The 20,133-nt window shown below is 42.1% G+C and carries 15 protein-coding genes; 7 read left to right on the top strand and 8 right to left on the bottom strand.

The features are described from left to right. Positions 1 to 719 precede the first annotated feature (719 nt). The 8 genes from ACXAG2_RS20455 to ACXAG2_RS20420 all read right to left on the bottom strand — a co-directional run bounded on the left by ACXAG2_RS20455 (position 720) and on the right by ACXAG2_RS20420 (position 10,965). Positions 720 to 1,166, bottom strand: a complete 447-nt coding sequence (locus ACXAG2_RS20455) for a hypothetical protein (protein ID WP_474870084.1) — start codon at positions 1,164 to 1,166, stop codon at positions 720 to 722. A gap of 61 nt (positions 1,167 to 1,227) precedes the next feature. Further along, positions 1,228 to 1,674 (bottom strand): hypothetical protein, encoded by a 447-nt coding sequence (locus ACXAG2_RS20450; protein WP_474870082.1) that lies wholly within the window; start codon positions 1,672 to 1,674, stop codon positions 1,228 to 1,230. A 630-nt stretch (positions 1,675 to 2,304) separates the two neighbouring features. Then, on the bottom strand, positions 2,305 to 3,504 hold the full coding sequence (locus tag ACXAG2_RS20445; RefSeq protein ID WP_474870080.1) for a PDDEXK-like family protein: 1,200 nt from the start codon (positions 3,502 to 3,504) through the stop codon (positions 2,305 to 2,307). 106 nt (positions 3,505 to 3,610) lie between these two features. After that, positions 3,611 to 4,708: a tyrosine-type recombinase/integrase gene (locus ACXAG2_RS20440; RefSeq protein WP_474870077.1), complete on the bottom strand. Its 1,098-nt coding sequence runs from the start codon at positions 4,706 to 4,708 to the stop codon at positions 3,611 to 3,613. A 730-nt stretch (positions 4,709 to 5,438) separates the two neighbouring features. Beyond that, complete coding sequence (locus tag ACXAG2_RS20435; protein WP_474870075.1) at positions 5,439 to 6,113, bottom strand: LamG domain-containing protein; 675 nt, start codon at positions 6,111 to 6,113, stop codon at positions 5,439 to 5,441. Continuing rightward, positions 6,106 to 7,719 carry a pectate lyase gene (locus tag ACXAG2_RS20430; protein WP_474870072.1) on the bottom strand — a complete coding sequence of 538 codons (1,614 nt, stop codon included), beginning with the start codon at positions 7,717 to 7,719 and terminating at the stop codon, positions 6,106 to 6,108. Before ACXAG2_RS20430 ends, ACXAG2_RS20435 begins: the two co-directional genes overlap by 8 nt. Positions 7,720 to 7,779: 60 nt before the next feature. Beyond that, positions 7,780 to 8,163: a VOC family protein gene (locus ACXAG2_RS20425; protein WP_474870070.1), complete on the bottom strand. Its 384-nt coding sequence runs from the start codon at positions 8,161 to 8,163 to the stop codon at positions 7,780 to 7,782. Positions 8,164 to 8,256: 93 nt separating this feature from the next. Further along, the gene (locus tag ACXAG2_RS20420) at positions 8,257 to 10,965 is read right to left on the bottom strand and encodes a TonB-dependent receptor (protein WP_474870068.1); all 2,709 of its coding nucleotides are present in this window, start codon (positions 10,963 to 10,965) and stop codon (positions 8,257 to 8,259) included. 540 nt (positions 10,966 to 11,505) lie between these two features. Between ACXAG2_RS20420 and ACXAG2_RS20415 the strand changes: the two genes are divergently transcribed. The 7 genes from ACXAG2_RS20415 to ACXAG2_RS20385 all read left to right on the top strand — a co-directional run bounded on the left by ACXAG2_RS20415 (position 11,506) and on the right by ACXAG2_RS20385 (position 20,056). Beyond that, positions 11,506 to 12,957, top strand: coding sequence for a pectate lyase family protein (locus ACXAG2_RS20415; protein WP_474870065.1), 1,452 nt, complete (start codon positions 11,506 to 11,508; stop codon positions 12,955 to 12,957). Between the two features lie 15 nt (positions 12,958 to 12,972). Continuing rightward, positions 12,973 to 14,352 (top strand): glycoside hydrolase family 88/105 protein, encoded by a 1,380-nt coding sequence (locus ACXAG2_RS20410; RefSeq protein ID WP_474870063.1) that lies wholly within the window; start codon positions 12,973 to 12,975, stop codon positions 14,350 to 14,352. A gap of 31 nt (positions 14,353 to 14,383) precedes the next feature. Further along, on the top strand, positions 14,384 to 15,838 hold the full coding sequence (locus ACXAG2_RS20405; RefSeq protein ID WP_474870061.1) for a DUF1593 domain-containing protein: 1,455 nt from the start codon (positions 14,384 to 14,386) through the stop codon (positions 15,836 to 15,838). Positions 15,839 to 15,923: 85 nt separating this feature from the next. Next, positions 15,924 to 17,096 (top strand): sialidase family protein, encoded by a 1,173-nt coding sequence (locus tag ACXAG2_RS20400; RefSeq protein ID WP_474870058.1) that lies wholly within the window; start codon positions 15,924 to 15,926, stop codon positions 17,094 to 17,096. 7 nt (positions 17,097 to 17,103) lie between these two features. After that, positions 17,104 to 18,789 carry a glycoside hydrolase family 28 protein gene (locus ACXAG2_RS20395; protein ID WP_474870055.1) on the top strand — a complete coding sequence of 562 codons (1,686 nt, stop codon included), beginning with the start codon at positions 17,104 to 17,106 and terminating at the stop codon, positions 18,787 to 18,789. Between the two features lie 57 nt (positions 18,790 to 18,846). Then, positions 18,847 to 19,602, top strand: coding sequence for a rhamnogalacturonan acetylesterase (locus ACXAG2_RS20390; protein WP_474870052.1), 756 nt, complete (start codon positions 18,847 to 18,849; stop codon positions 19,600 to 19,602). Between the two features lies 1 nt (position 19,603). After that, the gene (locus ACXAG2_RS20385) at positions 19,604 to 20,056 is read left to right on the top strand and encodes an MFS transporter (protein WP_474870049.1); all 453 of its coding nucleotides are present in this window, start codon (positions 19,604 to 19,606) and stop codon (positions 20,054 to 20,056) included. Positions 20,057 to 20,133 lie beyond the last annotated feature (77 nt).

The following is a 20,133-nucleotide window of genomic DNA, read 5'->3' as shown; positions in this document are numbered from 1 at the left end:
CGGTAATTTCTTTTTGGCGATTGATCTGATCGCAGAAATCACACTGAGTTCCCCTATGGGGTGCTCTACACTTAAGAACAGTTATTTAGCTCGGAGTATTTATAGTATTTTTTGTGTAGCACAACGAGGTTTCCCCATCAAACGAGCGGATGATTTTTACAAAATTTTTGTGAAATAACCATACTATCCAAATATGCCCAATTAAATTTTGTGAAATTTGCCCCCTAGTCAGTAGTTTTAGGCAAAATAAGGAAATTCCGATTTTGCAAAATGAAGTAATCAATTATGCGTAAATATACATATGCTCATTTGCTATCTGATAGCATGAAATAAGCAACTGCATACGATATGTTGAGTTTTAAGAGATCCGGTATTGGCTTTCCTTTTGCTAAAGAAGGTTGTGACGCAAGGGCTGTGATCTTATTAGTCGAATGAGTTCTAATTTAATTTGTGAATAAGTAAAGTAAGATTCGAGCAGTTCTGACACTTCAGCTACTGATTATCAGCGGACATCAAGTTGCTTCTGTCTTAACGACTAGTTTGTACGTATAGCGGAAGTTAATCAAATCTAGGTTGGACGACCGCCCAACGGCCAAAGCGGTCATTGACCTTTGAGTGATGAAGAGCAGCTAAAGACAAGCAGCCAACGGTCAACGCAGCTAAGATAGAGAATAAATTATGGCAAGTCCAGCGCCTAAGGGCTATTTTCTAGTGCATTGTTAAACCCATTGGACGTCTTCTACGGCTGGTTGAATACCAGTACGCACTTTCACAAAAATTGCGAACTGATACCCTAATTGCTCTTTAAAGGCGTTAAGCTTTGCTAAATCGTAACCGTCACTCTCTTGACTGGATGTCTTTTTCATTTCTATGACCACAAAGTTTTCGTTAGTACCCCTATGATGAACAATAATGTCAGGAAATACCGTTGCGGCTTGAGTGTCATCCGATTGAATATTGCGCCTCCTTATTTTTAATCTTTTTGGATCATCGTGATTGCGGTTGTATTCGCAATCAACATTCCACCCCTGAAAATGAGGTTCCAGATAAGAAGCAAGTCTGTGAGAAATAGTTCTTTCATTCACGTCCATAACGAGAATATCGCCGTCAGCTCTTATTAATTGTTCCAATGAGTCGTTCAAAGCCGATTCGACCAACTCTTTCATTAGTAAACTCCAATGCTGATACAATAATTTGATAGCTATACACATGACATAATTGTGATGATTAAAAATCACTTGATGTCTTTGAGTTTTTTTCCTTCGTTAGAGCAAGGCTAAAACCATAACTGGCTCCGAACAATGCTCCTAGACATTCAAAAACTGGCGCGATAATCAGGACAAGGGCCGTATTAAAACCTATCATCACAATAGAGAAGACAACAACTAATGCTTGGACGGCAATGATCAATCTACTGAAAATTTTCAGATATAAGAAAGTGTTTAAATCTCTTACTAATCTCACTACAGCGTAAACAGCTAAAGTTGAACCAAAAAAGAAACCAGAGGCTCGCCTCAACAGGGTAATTAAGTAACTGGAAGGCTTATCAGACGCCGAACCAGATAATTGAGCTAGTTTCCCTATTCCAATAAAAACTAGCTCAATTATTGCACCACCTATTACAAAGAATATAGCAGTTAATATTGCGGCCAAGCACCACTTTATTGCTGTCATACGAAGACTAGTGTTCTGCAAATTTATCGTGGATTGCGGTAAGGACGCTCGCAACTAATAAACCACCATAACTAATCACGATAATCGACCAATCACCCTCGGTAAACCCATGATAGATCGGAACAATAACAAAGGTGATGGGAGCTAGAAAAAAGCTGATTACAACGCCTAACATACCCCACATTGCATATATAACTTTCAAGCAGAGGATGAACCCCCAAAGCCCACATATCCAATAAATAAGAGTGCCTAATAGCTTTAACATTATCGTCCTTAACAAATTTTAAGCTTAGCACTTGACTATACAAGTTAAATTCACGAAAAACTAGAAGTGGTTCATTAGTTCAATGATGATGGGGCTGTCTCAACTTGAATTAAGCAAAACTAAAAACCTTATATTGCTGGCAGAAGCGGATTACGCTTGTTTCCCTTGAGGTAAAGAACAGGCTAAGGTACTACTGATTATCAATGACCGGTTTCTGCCCTTTGCCGTCTTTTCAGAATTTATGCTCGAACGACCGTTGTTTGTCTTTAGCTGACCATCACAGATCGACTAACGATTTCCGCTATTCGCTCTTTTCGGTCATTATCCAGTCTCGAACTGTAAGATCATAAATGAGCCATTAAATATTAGTCACTATTTTGAGCTATGAAAAATGCTTCGATTACGTTTGAAATTGCTATGACGTCGGTCTTATATTTTTCAAATTGCTTGTCAAATGTATCGCCTATTTCAAGAATATGTTCTTCAGGTTGAAGAGAGTTGATATTATTAAGGCCGAGCTTGATATCTTTTGAGTAAAAAACTCTCCACTGTTTGCCTGGAGGCTCTTTATATAAACGTGAAGTTGCTTCATTTGTCTTCAGTTCTTTGAGTAGATCGCTAACTACTTCGTTGTCGCCTGGGCTTATTACTGCTTTGAGGACACAGCGAGTTTCTGTGAATGAGAATTCAAATAAAAAAAGCTCTTTATGCTTCCAGCCAGTAGAGTTCTTTGGGATATGCTCATAAGCAGAAGCGGTAATAAACCGTACATAACTTTTAGAGCAACTACCCAGCTTGAAACCAGCAGCAATTAATTTGGATTGAATAGTTTCGTTAATAAGCTGAATGCTATCTGGTCTATTTTCCAATATGAAATCAAAAGCTTCCTTGTGTGCATAATAAAGCTTCAAAGCCATTTCATTAAGCTTGTCACTCATAATTACTTCCCTTCTTATAGAACTGATATAGTCTTGGATAAGGTATTTATATTTCGGTGGAACCCTATCGCTACTAATAGTGAGTATTGCGTCCAGTATTGAAATCAGAGCATCGTATGAATAATTGGTGTAAAACTCGGACTCTTTTTTATCAACCGGATCTTCTCCGAATGGGGTCAGATAGACATAATGACGGTATTTATTAGGGAATGACTTTTCTATTATTGAGCGATATCCATTCAATTGGTTTTTGGAGTCTTTAGCATCAACTTTGTTTTCAATAACAATTACATCTTCATCGAGTTCAATAAGAATATCGATATTTTTCCATTCTCTATAAATCTTCGCGTTATTCGTACCCATGTAATCCACATCGAAACTCGTTCTCGACGATACTTTTTCGCTTAGAAATATATCTCTCAAAACTTTTTTTAGGAACCTGTCATCTAAACCATGTGATTGCTTAGGATCAAACAAGAAAGCTAGAAACGATGAATGGCGTATTTCGGCTCTAACAATTGATAATGCTCTGAAGATATTTGTATCGGCCAATGCCATTTCTATATGTTCGAAATCAGGATCATTTAAGACGGCTAATAACTTCTTTTCTGTCAGGCTGCTGGCCATTCAAATAGTCCTCTATAGTTTTGAAAATAGATAATATGTCATCTCTTGAAACAAGTTAATAAAACTAGTCTTATCGCGTAATGGCTAAATAGCTGCAGCCTACAAATCAAAGTAAGTTAACTGCCGCTGCTTTGTGTTCTGGGGCTAAATGTGCGTACCTTAGCGTCATATCCAGCGAGCCATGTCCGAGTAATTCTCGTGTTGTATTAAGATCTACTCCGGCCATTACCAGTTTACTTGCAAAGTGATGTCTAAAATCGTGAAACCGAAAATTGGTTATCTTTGCTTTCTCAAGTAGAGCGCTCCACGCTTTTTTGAAATCTTTTAATGGCTTGCCGTTTTCGCCCTCAAAAACCCAATGTAGTGAATTACAGTCTAATTTCCAATTAAGTAAGGTCGATTTTGCTTTTGTGTTTAATGGTATATGGCGTGTTTTGCCACTTTTAGCATTGGCCGCACGCACGGTTAAAAATTCGCGCTCAAAGTTCACGTCTGCCCAGGTTAAGGTTAATAGCTCGCCTCTACGCATACCGGTATTCATCGCTAAAATAATCAAGGGTTCTAAGTGGTCAGCAAAGGTTTTGTTACTTAAATCTGGTAGCAACGGATAGCCTCTTTCTGCTCTATGCCTATTACCGTTTTCCCTTTCTTTTTTTATGCGGAAGTCTCGGGCTGATAACGCTCGCTTAAGTGATTCTTCTTCTTCAAAACTTAAATAGCGAATGTGGGTATTGTCTTCTCGAAGCATTTTTACTTTTTTCAAATCATGCTTTTCAATAACCTCCCATTCTACGGCTCTGCTCATAACAGATTTAAGGGTGGTAAAGCGTCTGTTGATGGTGGCGTTACTGCGATTTTCCTTCATCATTTCGGTTCGTATGCGTTCAACTAATGGCGCAGTTATATCTCTAAGTTGCATAGGGAGAAGGTTTGGAAAATTCTTTTTAAGGTTCTTTATCTCTCTGTCACCAGATTTGGGATACTGAGCGCTGTACCAAGGCGTAAACTGCAAATCCAAAAATACTTCAAGTGTGGTTAGCCTGGCTTTTTTCTCGTTCGCTTTGAGCACTTTTTTATGTTCATGAGGATCTATGCCCTGAACCGTTGAAGCGCTAGCTGCTTTGGCGGCATCTCTGGCTTGTGCGGGTGTGATTTCCGGATGCGTACCCAGTTTTACATTTTGCTGTTTTCCGTTGTGGCGCAATAATACAAATAGTAAGTGATTTTACCTTTGGGGCTTATCCGCGCATGAAAGCCGGAAAGCTCCGTATCATTAAGCCGCTTATCTTTAATTATTAGCGCGCTAATGCTCGCGTTTGAGATCTTCTTTTTGATTGTCATTTCAAAATGTGTAGCAAATATGTAGCAAAGTGAGTGATTTGTTATGAATTTACATGAACAAAGATGAACAAAGCATGAATGAGAATAGCTCATATAAAACAATGGCTTAAGTGTTCTTTTTTGTGCTTCGTTGTTCATTGCAATTCATTGAAAAACAATAAAAAAGCTGGCTCCGGAGGGTGAGGTCAGAGGTTCGAATCCTCTCGGGCGGGCCACCCATTTTCTCTTTTGGGACAATTTTGGGACACCAAGATTACCAAAGGAGCCCTTCTTGAACTCTTATCACCAATATTTCTTAAAATTGGGACAAAATTTCAATTTTTTTAGCCCACTAAACTATCCCGTATTTTATCAAAATATCCCTCTCATTCAGTTTTTAGAGGGTACGTATGGCGACTTTTAACAAGCGAGGTGGGAATTGGCAGGTCAAGATTAGACGCAAAGGACTTCGCCAAGTCTCGAAAACATTTAAAACTAAGGCTTTAGCTCAACAATGGGCTAGAGAGGTGGAAAGCGAGCTCGATAAAGGAATATTGAAGTCCACCTTTGAACCCTCTTCTTTACTGGGGTTCGATATCAAGAGGTGTGTGTTATTAATTGATGATCATCATTTCATGTGCGGAAAGCACTTTGTCAGTCGCTCTTAAGACACTGACCATGCCATGAAAGTAATGTACTTGGTTCATTCGGGCGCCAATAGAGGTGTTGGCCGATGCCGGTAACGGCGAAAAGCTAATGGGTGCCGTTAGTAGTTTTTTACCATTAACATATGAACTGAGTTGCCCGTTACTAAAGGTCATAGCAATATTTGCCCATTCATTAATTGGATAGGTGTAAGCAGGGTCAATTAATGCAACGGCAGAATCTCCATCCTTTAGGAATGCATCTAAATACCATTCATTCTGATCGTTAAAACGCATCTCTAAAGTTAAGCGGTGATCAGAGTTAGTGGGATCTTCGATATGCACAATTCGTGGCTCTTTACCTGCAACTGTTGGAGTAAGGGGCTTTACAATCAGCTCCAACGTAAAAGATGGCATACCGTGTAAAATATTTCCGGCTAGGTGGATTCGATCTTTTGTGCCATCAAACAGAATAACCTTGTTTTTATCCTCATCTACAATCTGTGGCTCACCTTCAGTTACCACTGTGAAGCCACCAATTCTGGACAAACTGTCCAGCTGCCATTTTATGTCGACAGGTTTCGTTTGTTCACAGCCCGAAATGACCAAGACCAGCACTAGAAACAAACTTTTAATTTTAGTCATCTTGATGTTCCTCTAAATAATGCAGAAGCAAAGTCATATTCTGTAGGAACGACACAAGGGTGATACCTTCTACATTTTGCGTGTTTTTGTAAGGTGATGTGTCGTATTTATCACCTACCCAGGTGCTTCTGTAATCTCCGGGGGTGATGCTTGCAGGTCCGTCACCAATATACGGATTGGTTATATTTGGCAGTTTGCTTGGCCAATACCCTTGGTCATTCAGAGATAGTATGACTGAAAGAGCAGTTTGTTCGTTCACGGACGTTGGTGTGTAGCGCTGGTTGTTAATTACATATAAGTCGGGCAATTCAGGTAGATTTTCCCAAACAAGTCCTGATTTTATTTGTAGGCCGCTTACATCAATCGTTAAGGTTTTTAAATACTCGTGGCGCAGTGCGTTTACATTTATTCTGCCAAGAGAAGCATAGTGCACTACCGGATGGTCAGGCGTGTAATCAATGAAATACTTGCCATTCGTAACATTTGAGCCTTGTCGGTGCAGATAGAGGGTCTTACCTGATCCAATTTCAATCATTCTGGGATGGGTTCGCCCGTCTTTTACCAAATGAGCAGGAAGCGCTAGAGAATCTAACCAGTCTAATGACTCAGGTATACCCGCCAGATATTTTTTATCGCCGGTAAGTCGGTAAAACTCAAGTAGCAGGTAAAGATTATTGACAGTTGCATTAGCTGATACTGATAGCGGCTCATAGCTTCGAGCTGAAGCAGGTTTCAAGTCCAGAGAATATTGCAATGCCCAGCCAGGTTGCGGCGTTGGTAACTTTAACGTTATGAATGCATCCATTCCTTTATGAATTGCAGTGATAATCCTAGTTCTTAAAGAAGAGTCGTTTAATGCTTGCATACAAAACAACAGGAATCGAATATTGTTCTTGGCCACATCGTCATTAAAAGTTATATCGTGAGCATACTCGGGCTGGCCATTAACGGAGAAAGCGTCGGCATGAGGATAACGCTGCGGCCATCCGCCTATATCGTATTGGCTTTCCAGCACAAAATTGATGGCCTTATACAATGGGCCTTTATAAACCGTATCCTGCTTTTCAAGATAAAGGCGCAATAGAAATAGCGAGGCATCAAAGGTGCCAGCATCATCAAAGGTGGCATTGCCATAATAATGATGAAACTCTTCTAATCGCCAGCCATTTTTGCCAATGGTTTCATACCACTGTTTTAATGATGCATCGCCCGCCAGATCAAACATGTAATTCCAGCCACCGCTGGGATGTTGACCTTTTATTAGCGCTGAGGCGACTTGTTGCGCTGCCTGATAATAGAATTCATTTTGAGTAATATGATAAGCGTCAAGGTATAGATGTCCCATTGTCGCCGTGCCAGGAGGTTGTACCCAGACCATGGTTGGTTTTGCTTCCATTTCGCCCCAGCGTCTAGAAAAATCGGGCAAGTATGACCAAACATAGCCGCCTTCATAACTGACGGTATTCGTCATAAAGCTGGTGGCTCGCTTCATTGCAGTCAGTGCGGCATGCGCTGTCGGTTCAGACTGGTTAGCTTTAGCTACTAAGGCACAAGGTAGTGATATGCACAGGATTAGTAGCCGGATACATATTACTTTTGTTTTCACAATGGACACCGTTAATTTACGGAATATATGTTTGATCAGATATTAATGTATTCGCCGGTCTCAAATCATTGGCGTGCCGCGTTTGCATAATTGGATTGAAAATCCCCAAGGGTCTTTGAGCATTTTTAAGTGTGATCCATCAGGCAGTTTTACCACATCTACGACTTTTGCTCCTGCAGCAACCAGTCTGTCTGCATCGGCATCTGGATCGGCAGATACAAAGGCTAAATGGACGATGAGCGGGTCCATATTGTGGTAATCGGGCACCTGATCGCTTGGATTATTGTAGATTTCAATCATCACTTGGCCTGTTTCATCAGCCAAAAAGTGTGTGTGAGGCGCCTTGGTAAACTTGTGTTTTACACTAAAGTTAAGGTGTTCACAGTACCATGCTGCGATGGCAATGGGATCGGATACATTAAAGGCAAAGTGTTCTATTTTCATTGTAATTTATTACGAGTTTAAAAGAGAAAGGGGATAAAAACCCGGCAGGTATCACCTGACCGGGTTTAGGTTTAATTATTAGCGAGTGCTAATTTACATCTTATAGCTGAGACCAAACTGAACGGTCATGCCTTGGCCGTTGTTGATGTCAATTAAGCGCCCATCCATCCACTGAATTTCCGTCTCTTTAGTAATGTTAATGGCTTCTAAGCTAAGACTTAGTTGCTCATTCATTTTATAGCGGAGTGAAATATCAATATTGGTTGTTGGGTCAATAGTACGCCATTTTTCTGGGTCAGATGAACCTAGGTTGCTGTAGTACTCTCCGCGGTAGGCTGCAGAAATACGGGCACTGAATACATCATCTTCCCAATACAAGGTGAAGTTGGCTGACTCATCAGCTTGGCCTGTTAGCGGGCCTTTACGATCGCCACCATAGGTAATTTCTGAATCAACAAAAGTTAAGTTCGCAATAACACCAAACTTCTGCATCCACTCTGGACCAGGTAAGAAGGTTAAAGGTTGTTGATATTGGATTTCGAATCCATCCAAATCACCACCAGCGCCGTCCTCTAATCGGTTCACTTCAAAGTCAGCATCTTTTAAGTCACCAACCTGAGCGCCTAACAGAGAGTCGTCCAAACCCAAATCCTGCCAGTTTCTCACCGTAGTGATGGTTTCTGGGAAGGACTCGATGTCTTTCTGGAAATAAGCAACAGATAGCAATGCACCTTCTGCAAAGTACCATTCTGCGGATAAATCGATAGTATCGGCTTTAAATGGCGATAAGAAAGGGTTGCCAGTATTTACTTTTGGCTCACCAAAAGTTGTAATGCTACCTGCAGGGCTAATACTGTCTAAACTTGGGCGAGACATTACTTTTGCCCAACTTGCTCTTAAAACCAAGTCTTCATTTGGTTCCAAAGCTAGGTTTATTGAAGGCAAGTTGTTATCGTATTGATGGTTAACGGTAACCGTATTTCCACTTAAGATACCGGTAGAATCTAAATCCGTCTTAACATGACGAACACCAGCATCACCGCGCAAAATCATATCACCCACTTCGGTGTTGAATTTAGCCTGAACATAGTAAGAATCACTGTTCTCTTCAGCTTTACGAATGCTACCATCGACATTTCTAAGTGGGAAGCAGCCCGCATCTCTTACCCTTTCATAATGAGCGTGGCTTGGCAGAAAATAAGTGTCGTTAATATACGTAACCACAGACCCATCACTGGCCGTTACAAATGGCGATACGCCACAGGAATTGTCAATGTCGTAGGGATTATTACGTTGCTCCCTAAATACATCCATACCGTAAAGTTCATCGGCGTAACCAAATGCAATGCTTAACTCGTCAAGTAAGAAATAATTGAAGTCGACTTTAGCGGTTCTGGTTTCCGCTTCCGCATTAGTAATGTCGTTTCTCAATTCAGACACTTCCCAGTTTGCAGGATCAGTCAAATCAAAACTATAGTTAATTACCGGATTTAGCATATCGGTAAAGTCCCAACCTACCGTAGCTGAGTTATCCGCATAAGTGATGTTTTTTCGTTCATCGTTATCACTAAAATGCTCGTATATTAGACTATCGTAATTGTTGAAACCTTCTGACTTAGATTTACCAACTAATACGGTCATACTTAAGTCGTTAGTAATCTCTTGTTCTAAGTTCAGCGTAACTTGATTAAAGTCGCCTTTGTTAGTGTGTAGTATATACTCAGAACGAATATCGGTATCGCCAATGGCTCCAACAATAATAGTATCGGCGGCGTCAACGACATCCAGACTTACCCAATCAGATTGCTGAAGGCCGGTGCTACCGGTACGAGCTAAACCAATTGGAGTCAGAGCGGGACCATAAGTACTTTCATTATTTTCTGAGTACAATATATCGAGAGTAACTTGAGTGCTATCTGTCGGGATCCACTGGAAACTAGAGGTTAATCCGGTGCGATCTAGGTCCGATTCTCCGAAAACATAACGTGGAAAACGAGGATGCCAGTAACCAGCAGGTGGTTGATTGGCAGGATCACCATCGACGCAAGCAGAACAGTTACTTAATACGTCATCTTCCCAACGGCCAGTATTAGGCGCATCACTATATACACTTCTTTCAGAGTAAGCGGCGGAGAAAACAGCGCCAAAAGTATCATCATCATTGGTCCAGCTCACAACAGCTGAAATGCGAGGAGTAGTGTCACCCGATTCGCTGCTATATGAGCCTTGGGCATTGATTGCAAAAACGTCTTCATCGTAATCAAATGGACGTGCTGTATACAAACCTACGGTTGCACCTAATGAGCCTTCATCCATTGCTGCGTTAGTTGTTTTGTGAACTTCAAGACGATTAAATAGCTCAGACGCAAAAGTATTAAACTGGAACGTCCGAGTACTGGTACCACCAATTATAGATTGGGTTTGCATACCATTTAAGTGAGTACGGGTAAAACTAGAATTGAGTCCCCTTACCGTAATGGTACTACCTTCGCCGTTGCTACGGCTTATCGCCACACCAGGAATACGTTGTAAAGAATCTGCTAGGTTTTGATCCGGGAAATCAGCAATATCTTCAGCAAGAATGGTGTCCACAGACCCGGACGACATGCGTTTTGCATTCAATGCTAAAGCCAAGCTATCAGCAAAACCTCTGGCGACAACCTGAATTACTTCAACATCATCTTTCTTAGCCTTTGAGGTGTTAGTTTCCTGTGCGTGTATTGCGGTACTACCAAAACCAACTAGCAGACTGCTCATTGCTATGCACAGCGTCTTCTTTTTAAATTGTTTGTAGTTGCTCATTGAGAGTGTCCTCTTATTTTATTGAGTGTTGTTGTTTTAAAGCCCTATGCAACCAGCTGATATGAGCCTTAACCAACAAAAAATCATACTAAGTAGGTTGTATTTGGCTTAACGGTTTTTTGCTACCGGTGGCAATAACATATCTGTGTGTGCTTAAACTTGTCAATACATATTAATAGTTATTTAACAAAAGATTTACGGCAAAAGCCATCCAATATTGACTGTATAGTAAGTTGGTGTGGTTAATTATTATGCGATTTTTAATTGTTAGATAGGTAACCAGAAAGCGAAGAAGTCAGATTGTGCGGTGAATTATAGGGATTTTGTGGAAAGAAAAGTTTTCGTAGAAATCTATTGCTAAAAAGTTATTAAAAAGGTAAAAATATTAAAAAAAAGATTAAAAATACAGTTTAGTAACTATTTATTTAAGTCCGTCCTTTCATAAAGGTTGTTTCATTTCACTTAATAGTGAGCGATATATATTCGCAATGAGAATTCAGCGCCTCAGTTGCCAGTCATTTAAATATTAAGGGCAGCAGTATGCAAATTTACAACGTATTCATTTTTATTGTTGCCGTATTGTTAATGTTATGTGGTAATTCCAGCTCACCAACCGTCGCCAATAACGTTTCCAGTAAGGTCAATCAGTCCGCGGCTTCAATGCTGGCGTTTCCGTCAGCTGAAGGTTATGGGAAGTACACCGTCGGTGGCAGAGGGGGAAAAACGCTATATGTTGATAATCTGAATGATTCCGGAAAGGGAAGCCTGAGAGCCGCGATAGAGGCTCAGGGTAAAAGAACCGTCGTTTTTAGCATTTCGGGTACCATCCAATTAAAAAGTGACTTAGTGATAAAACATCCCTTCATTACGATTGCTGGGCAAACGGCCCCGGGTGATGGCATTACTCTGCGTGGATACCCGCTACAAATTGCGGCCGATGAAGTGATTGTTCGTTATCTACGTGTTCGGCTTGGTGATGAATCCGGTGATGATACCGATGCCATTTCCAGTCGTTACACCAAAAATCTCATTCTCGATCATGTGTCCGCTAGCTGGAGTGTTGATGAAACACTCAGCATATACCATTGTGAAAATGTCACTGTGCAGTGGTCAGTTATTTCTGAAAGTTTGTTTATGTCAAACCATAAAAAGGGCAGTGATCATGGCTACGGCGGTATATGGGGATCAAACTATAGTAGTTATCACCATAATCTGATTGCTCACCATTCTAGTCGTAATCCGCGCTTTGCCTCTGGCTCAGGTAATACCGATTTTCGAAGTAATGTTATTTATAACTGGGGCTATAAAGGGACTTATGGTGGTGAAGTCCAGCAAAAGAATGACCCCCGTTTTTCATTCACCAATATCAATATGGTCGCAAATTATTATAAGCCAGGCCCAGCCACGACTCCCGGCGTTGTTCAACACCAAATAGCCAATCCCTGGTCTCGTAATAAGGCGCTAGATTATGGCAAGTGGTTTATCGCTGATAATGTCATCGAGGGAAATGCGCAGGTTACGGAAGATAACTGGAATGGGGGGGTACAACCTCAAGACGGCGATTCGTACCTAAATGAACTGCGTCTTAAAGAGCCTTGGCCTTCAATGAGCATTAATCAGCAGACGGCACAACAAGCATATGCGTCTGTTTTACTACACGCAGGCGCAAGTGTTCCAAAACGTGATGAGGTGGACGAGCGTATTATTAATGAAGTGCGTTTGGGGTACGCCAAATATGAAGGTGAAGCGTTTAAGAAGAAACACCGCGTTGCGGATAGCCAGCTCAATAGCGGGATTATTGATTCACAAGAAGATGCCGGTGGCTGGCCAGTACTAAATAGCCTGCCAGCTCCAATTGATACAGATCGAGATGGTATGCCAGACCAATGGGAGCGCACTTTTAAATTAAATCCACATGATCCATCTGACAGAAATTTAAAAGCGACGGATGGCTATACCATGTTAGAAAAATACTTAAACAGCTTAGGTTGATAAACAATGAAAACTATGAAGAAACTGCTTTCAAACGTAACTTTTTTAGCCGTATGTGTAGGAAGTGCGGTAGCCAATGCTCAGACCGTTGCCGAGAATCAGGCGCGAATTCCGGTGTACCCTGTTGCTTACGAGTATCCCTCAGAACAAGGTATTTTGCAAACACTGCATAAGGTAAGGGAATATTATGAGTCAACCAGTACCTTAGGCATTGTTAGTGGCAAAACCGGTGAGCGGATTACTGACCTGAGCCAACCTCAAGAAGAGGCTCAGGTTGCCAATGGTTTTGCCAGTGAGTGGACGTATACCCACGGTGTTGTGTTATCAGCCTTTGAGTATTTGAGTGAGATTACCGGAGATAAACGCTTCTTTGACAATAACGTTAAGTTTTATGACTTTGTTGTTGAGCACCTTCCTTATTTTTATCAACAAGCCGAGGTGTTTGGTCAAAAAGAAAAAATCCCTAATTGGTATCGCATCATGAATTTTCATGCGTTGGATGACTGCGGTTCAATCGGTGCGGCCATGATCAAAACCTACTTGAAGCATAAAAATGCTGATTACATGCCATTAATTAACCGTATTGATGAGCACGTTAGTAAAAATCAGTTTCGCCTGGATGACGGTACCCTCGCGCGCCACCGTCCCCAATACCAGTCGATCTGGGCAGATGATTTGTATATGAGTATTCCTTTTTTGGCGAATATGGGCCAATTAACTGGGGATGAACGTTATTTTGACGATGCGGTCAGGCAAATACTGCAGATGGCTAAACGTCTATATATTCCTGAAAAAGAGCTATTTGACCATGGCTGGAGTGTCACTTCTGCCGATTATGATCCCCGATTTTATTGGGCACGAGCCAATGGCTGGACATTAATGGCAATGGCGGAGCTGTTAGAAAGGTTACCGGCCGATCATTCCGGACGTGAAGAAGTATTACATTTATATCGCTCAATGGTGCGTAGTTTGGCTAATTTGCAGGATGGTACGGGTTTTTGGCACAACTTATTGGATAAGCCAAACACCTTTCTTGAAACGTCGGCGACCGCAATGTTTACCTTTGCGATTGCAAAAGGCATTAACGAAGGCTGGATTAACCATGTATATGGTCCCGTGGCGTTAACGGGTTGGAACGCGATTAAAACCGTAATAACAGAAGAGGGAGCTGTTGACGGTACGGTAGAAGGCACCACTTTTGCGCACGACAACATTTACTATTTCTACCGGGGTACCAGTATTTATGCAACCCATGGTTACGGCCCAGTGCTATATGCCGGTGCGGAAATGCTTCGTTTGTTACGTAACGACAGTTTGGATGTTCAAAAAGCCAAGCCAAATGCGCAGAACAGTACGTTCCATTACAAACTTAAAAGTGAATGGCCAAATAATTAGAACATAAAAATAAATACCGTGTGAGGTGTGTATGAAACAGTTAAAGGTGTTTTTTGGGGCAATCATAGCCTTGATGGCTTCGTTGGGCTTTGCTGCTCCGGGGCAAACTGAAAAGCCACGAGTTATCGTCACCAGTGATGGTGAAGTAGATGATGAGTGTTCAATGGTAAGATTTTTGCTTTATGCCAATGATTGGGATGTAGAAGGCATTATTACTTCAAGTTCACAATATCACTGGCAAGGACATAAATGGGCTGGCGACGATTGGATTGACCCGTATTTGGAGGCATATGCTCAAGTTCACCCCAATTTGATTAAGCATGATAAGGGTTTTCCAACAGCTGAGCATCTACGGTCTGTAACCTTTCTGGGCAATGTTAATGCTGAAGGGGAAATGTCGGAAGTCACCGCGGGCTCACAGCATATTGTTAAGGTGTTATTGGATAAAACAGATGACCGTCCTGTCTGGCTACAGGCCTGGGGCGGGACTAATACCATCGCCAGAGCATTAAAGACAATAGAGGAACAACACCCTGAAGAAATGGCCTATGTTGCCAATAAAATTCGTTTTTTCTTTATATGGGAACAAGATAAAACCTATCAAGATTATATTTTGCCGCATTGGGGTAAGTATCAAATTCTAACCATTATTTCAGATCAGTTCTGGGCATTGGCCTATCAATGGAAACAGATTATTCCTGAAGCTTTGTTAAGCCAGTTTGAAGCAGCTTGGATGAAAGAACACATTTTGCAAAATCACGGCCCCTTGGCAAGTTTATATCCTGCGCATAAGAAGGGCAGTTATGGATTGATGGGGGATTATGATTTCACCCCGGGAGACTTTCGCTCGGAAGGGGACTCCCCTGCATTTTTACACACTATTAATACTGGTTTAGGTAATTTGGAACGGCCTGACTGGGGTGGTTGGGGTGGTCGCTACATTAAGGTGCGTGACAATACCTGGCTTGACCCTGTTCCGGTTGAGGGTTACGAATATCCCGAAGGACGATGGTATACAGGATCCGCTTGGGGACGCATGAGTATGCGTGAAGGCACTAAAACGACTAAAGAACAGCGTACCGAATATTTTAAGCCGATGTGGCGCTGGAGTCAGGCATTACAAAATGATTTCGCCGCCAGAGCAGACTGGAGTGTCAAGTCGTTTGCGGAAGCCAATCATCCACCTAGTGTTACGCTTACTCATCCAGTGAGTTTGCAAGCGCGAAGCGGTGAAGTGGTCAAGTTGAATGCAGAGCCCAGCAGTGACATCGATGGTGATGCGTTGACCTTTCAGTGGTGGCAGTATCAAGAAGCCGACACCTATCCCTCTGCTATAAAAATAGAATCAACCAATAGTGCTCAAGCCTGGTTTAAAGTTCCTGAAGACGCTAAAGCAGGGATGACAATACACGTCATTGCTGAAATTACAGACTCAGGTGAACCCGCTCTGACGCGTTACCAGCGCGTAGTCATTCAAGTGAAGTAATTAAACGACAGTTGTCCTTCTGGTGCGTCGAACGAATTAGTCTCCATGTTCTTCGCACCAGTTTTTAATTTAAGGCGGAATTAAAATGTTTAAGTCAGGTTTGGCTATTCTTCTTTTTCTTAATGTAGCTTGTGCAACGCATGTGGCGGCAAAGGAAGCACTATCATCTCCCTTCTACGTGGTAGAAAACGTATTTGATGCAGCGCAACCCGACACATTGGGGTTGGCATACCCAAAGGGGGGGGAAACCACAGTCGCATTTAAATCCGCTGCAGATAAAAATAAGTACAATCATGGTGCAGTACTGTTTGCGTATAAAGAAAAGCTATATTTGCAATGGCAAAGTTCTGCGGTAGATGAAGATGCCAATGATACCTTGATTTTCTACAGTGTCAGTGAAGATGGTATAAGCTGGCAAGCACCCAAAGTCTTAGTGGCCGCTAGAGAAGGTGAGATTGTGACCAATGGCGGCTGGTGGCAACATGAACAGCAACTTATTGCTTATATTAATGTCTGGCCAGAATCATTGACACCGAAAGAAGGATATGTGGAATATATAGTCAGTGATGACGGTAACAACTGGAGTCAACCTCAGCGAGTCAGGCATGTTAATGGCGGCTTCGTGAAGGGGGTGATTGAACAAGATTTACGCCAGTTACCCAATGGTCGAATACTCACTACAGTGCACTCGCAACCAGGATTAATTGCTACCCCTTACTACACAGATCACCCATCGGGGATAATTGGCTGGCAATCGGGTAAAATGCAAAATTTACCGCACTCCGGACAAGTTAGTCGTGAATTAGAGCCAAGTTGGTATATCAGAGATGATAATAGTGTGGTGATGACCTTTCGTGATCAAGACAGCAGTTTTAAGGTGCTGGCATCACAAAGTCTTGATAATGGTGAAAGCTGGACAACACCTGTTGAAACCAATATGCCTGACTCCCGAGCCAAACAGAGTGCGGGTAATTTAACCGACGGTAGCGTCTTTATTGTAAACAACCCCAGTGGTAGCAAAACGCGTATCCCGTTAACGATTACTTTAAGTGATGACGGTTATATTTTTGACCGCGCGTTTTTATTAAGAGCCGGTGGTGACGACTTACCGCAACAAGAATTTCAAGGTAAGTATAAAAGAGCCGGTTATTCGTATCCCAAAAGCATTGTTTGGCGAGACTATGTTTATGTCAGTTATGCGGTGAATAAAGAAGATATTGCCGTTACCCGTGTTCCTATAACGTCCTTACAAAAGTAGCCTCTTGATGAAAAAACTCTCTTTTATACAGGGTATTTCTTTCGTACCCGTCGCAATAATTGTGCTGTTAATGAGCATACTAATACGGCCTGTAATTGCTGGTGAAATTGCATTAGCAGACCTTTACCACAATGTGCCATTTGATATGCCAGAAGTGGATGTAGTAAAAATACCTGACAGGGAACTATCGGTAACGGCATTCTCTGGTAAAGGTGATGGCATCACTAATAATACCCAAGCATTCAACAATGCCATATCGCACCTCGCTAGCGTTGGTGGAGGGCGTTTACTGATACCAAGAGGAATATGGCTGACAGGGCCAATTCAACTTCGCAGCAATATTGAATTGCATTTACAACAGGGAGCCTTGCTGCAATTTACGACAGTCCAAAGTCAATATCCTATGGTCTACACCAGTTTTGAAGGGCGCGCTGGTTGGCGTCCAATGAGTCCGATTTATGCGAAGGGCGTTAGCAATATTGCCATTACAGGTAAAGGTACCATTGATGGTGCGGGTGATAGTTGGCGCTTGGTTAAAAAAAGCAAAATGACAGCACTGCAATGGCAGGGACTGATTGATAGTGGAGGTATTTTGTCTGATGATCAGGAAATTTGGTATCCCTCTGCACAAGCAAAGGCTGGAGCCAAACAATCCCGAGAGTTTGATACCTTCAAGTACAATCAGCAACAAGCAACAGAGATAAAGGCTTATTTGAGACCGGTTATGGTTTCGATAGTTGATAGCAACAAAATCCTGTTGGATGGGCCAACCTTTCAGAATTCACCTGCCTGGAATATTCATATCCTGACAAGTCAAAACCTCATTGTCAGAAACACTCAGATTAGAAACCCCTGGTATGCACAAAATGGTGATGGCATTGACTTGGAGTCGGTAAATGGTGCACTGATTTACAATAATTATTTTGATGTAGGGGACGATGCAATTTGCATTAAATCAGGCAAAGACTTAGAGGGGCGATTGCGCGGTAAGCCAAGCCAAAACATGATTATTAAACACAATGTGGTGTATCACGGTCACGGTGGCTTTGTGGTTGGTAGTGAAATGTCGGGGGGAGTGAAGAACATATTATTCAGTCAAGCGACATTTATCGGGACCGACATTGGGATCCGTTTTAAAACGACTCGTGGCAGAGGGGGGGTGGTTGAAGATATTTGGATTTCTGACGTTGATATGACGGGTATAAAAGGTGCCGCTGTTAGTTTCAATATGTATTACTCCTATAAAATTAGGAACGATCAAAAAGAGCGGCACAGCAAGGCAGCTGAGCCGGTCGATGACACCACACCTTTGATAAAAGATATTCGTATTAGTGGCATTCGAGCGATAGATGTTGGTTCAGCCGCATTATTGCAGGGATTACCAGAAATGAACTTATCCAATGTGACAATTGAAAACGCCTACTTTCAGTCACAAAAAGGCATGTTGATGGTTGATGCAAGCGATACCCGTTTCACCAATGTCGTATTGAACACCCAGATTCCACAAGCTATAGAAATCTACAATGTGAAAAATGCAGATTTCACCGACCTGCATATACAACAGGGAGGGGTGATCGAGGTTAGTGGGTCACAGAGTAAGGCTATTCATTTCAAGCATACTGAGGCTCAGAAAGCGGTGTTTGAGGTCAAACGCGAGAGTGTTGCAGAGGGTGTAGTCACTACCGAGTTTTAATCAGGTATTTATTGGTTCAGCTGAGAGGTTGAAATTAATGTTAAGTAGGATTTTTCGATGTTGAGAATAGTTATTTTTTTATTGCAGTTATTTGTATCAGGTGTCGCATTAGCCAATACCAGTATTTATCTTATTGGTGATTCCACCATGGCTGATAAACCTGATCCTGTAAATAATCCTGAGCGGGGTTGGGGACAGATGCTTCCCGAATTTCTTGTTGCGAATGTCAATGTTAAAAATCACGCCGCAAATGGGCGCAGTAGCAAGAGTTTTATCGATGAAGGCCGTTGGCAGGCGGTGTATTCATTGCTGCAGCGAGGTGACTACGTGTTTATTCAGTTTGGTCACAATGATCAAAAATATAAAGATCCTGCGCGTTTTACTAATCCACAAACGGCATATCGGCAAAATCTAATCAGGTATATCGATGAAGCCAGACAGAAAGGCGCGATCCCGGTGCTGTTCACTTCGGTAGTGCGTCGTCATTTCAATGAGTTTGGTACATTAGAGGATTCTCATGGGCTTTACCCATGGGTGATGCGCCAAGTCGCGAACGAATTTGATGTGCCACTGGTCGACTTGCAACTTTTATCCGAACAATTGGTGTTGAGCTACGGCGAAAGCCAGTCTAGGGACCTTTACTTGTGGACAGAGCCTGGTCAATACCCGAGTTATCCAGATGCACGTCAGGATAATACCCATTTCTCAGTAAAAGGCGCGAGGGAAATAGCTAAGCTAGCCACCAGCGAACTTTTTAATCAGAACATTTTAAACCCTACTCTTATCAATTTATCTTCTATAAGCAGTGAGTAATATGGACGCAGAAACTAAAACGATAGGAATCGAGTCAGAGAAAATAACCAAACAGCAGTGGAAGTGGACTGCACTGGCGGGCATGGCTTCTTATATTGACGCTGGGTCTATTGTCGCCCTAGGGGCTGGCATGGCATTGTTTCAGAAGCATTTTAATATGTCAGATGGCGCACTAGGAGCGCTAGCAGCAATAGGCCCCAATGCCATTGGTTGTGCAATAGGCGCCTTTTTAGGAGGCTGGCTGGGAGACAAGTTAGGTCGTAAGTTTATTAATCAATACGATTTGTTGTTATACGCAGTGGGTGTGCTGTTTATCGCCTTTGCAGGCAATGTTGAAATGCTATTTGCAGGAACATTCATTGTCGGAATTGCCGTTGGCGCCGATATTCCCACTTCTTTAGCGTTAGTGGGCGAACTGGCTCCGGCTAAAGCCAGAGGGAAACGGCGTTGTTGATCAAATAACTGCTTCAGTCCCTTTATTGTCAGGCGCTCCAGCCAATTAATCAGTTGCCTGACGAACAGGCATACCGA

The organism is Alteromonas sp. ABH4_456, assembly GCF_056160645.1.
This window is presented reverse-complemented; position numbering and strand designations above follow the sequence as displayed.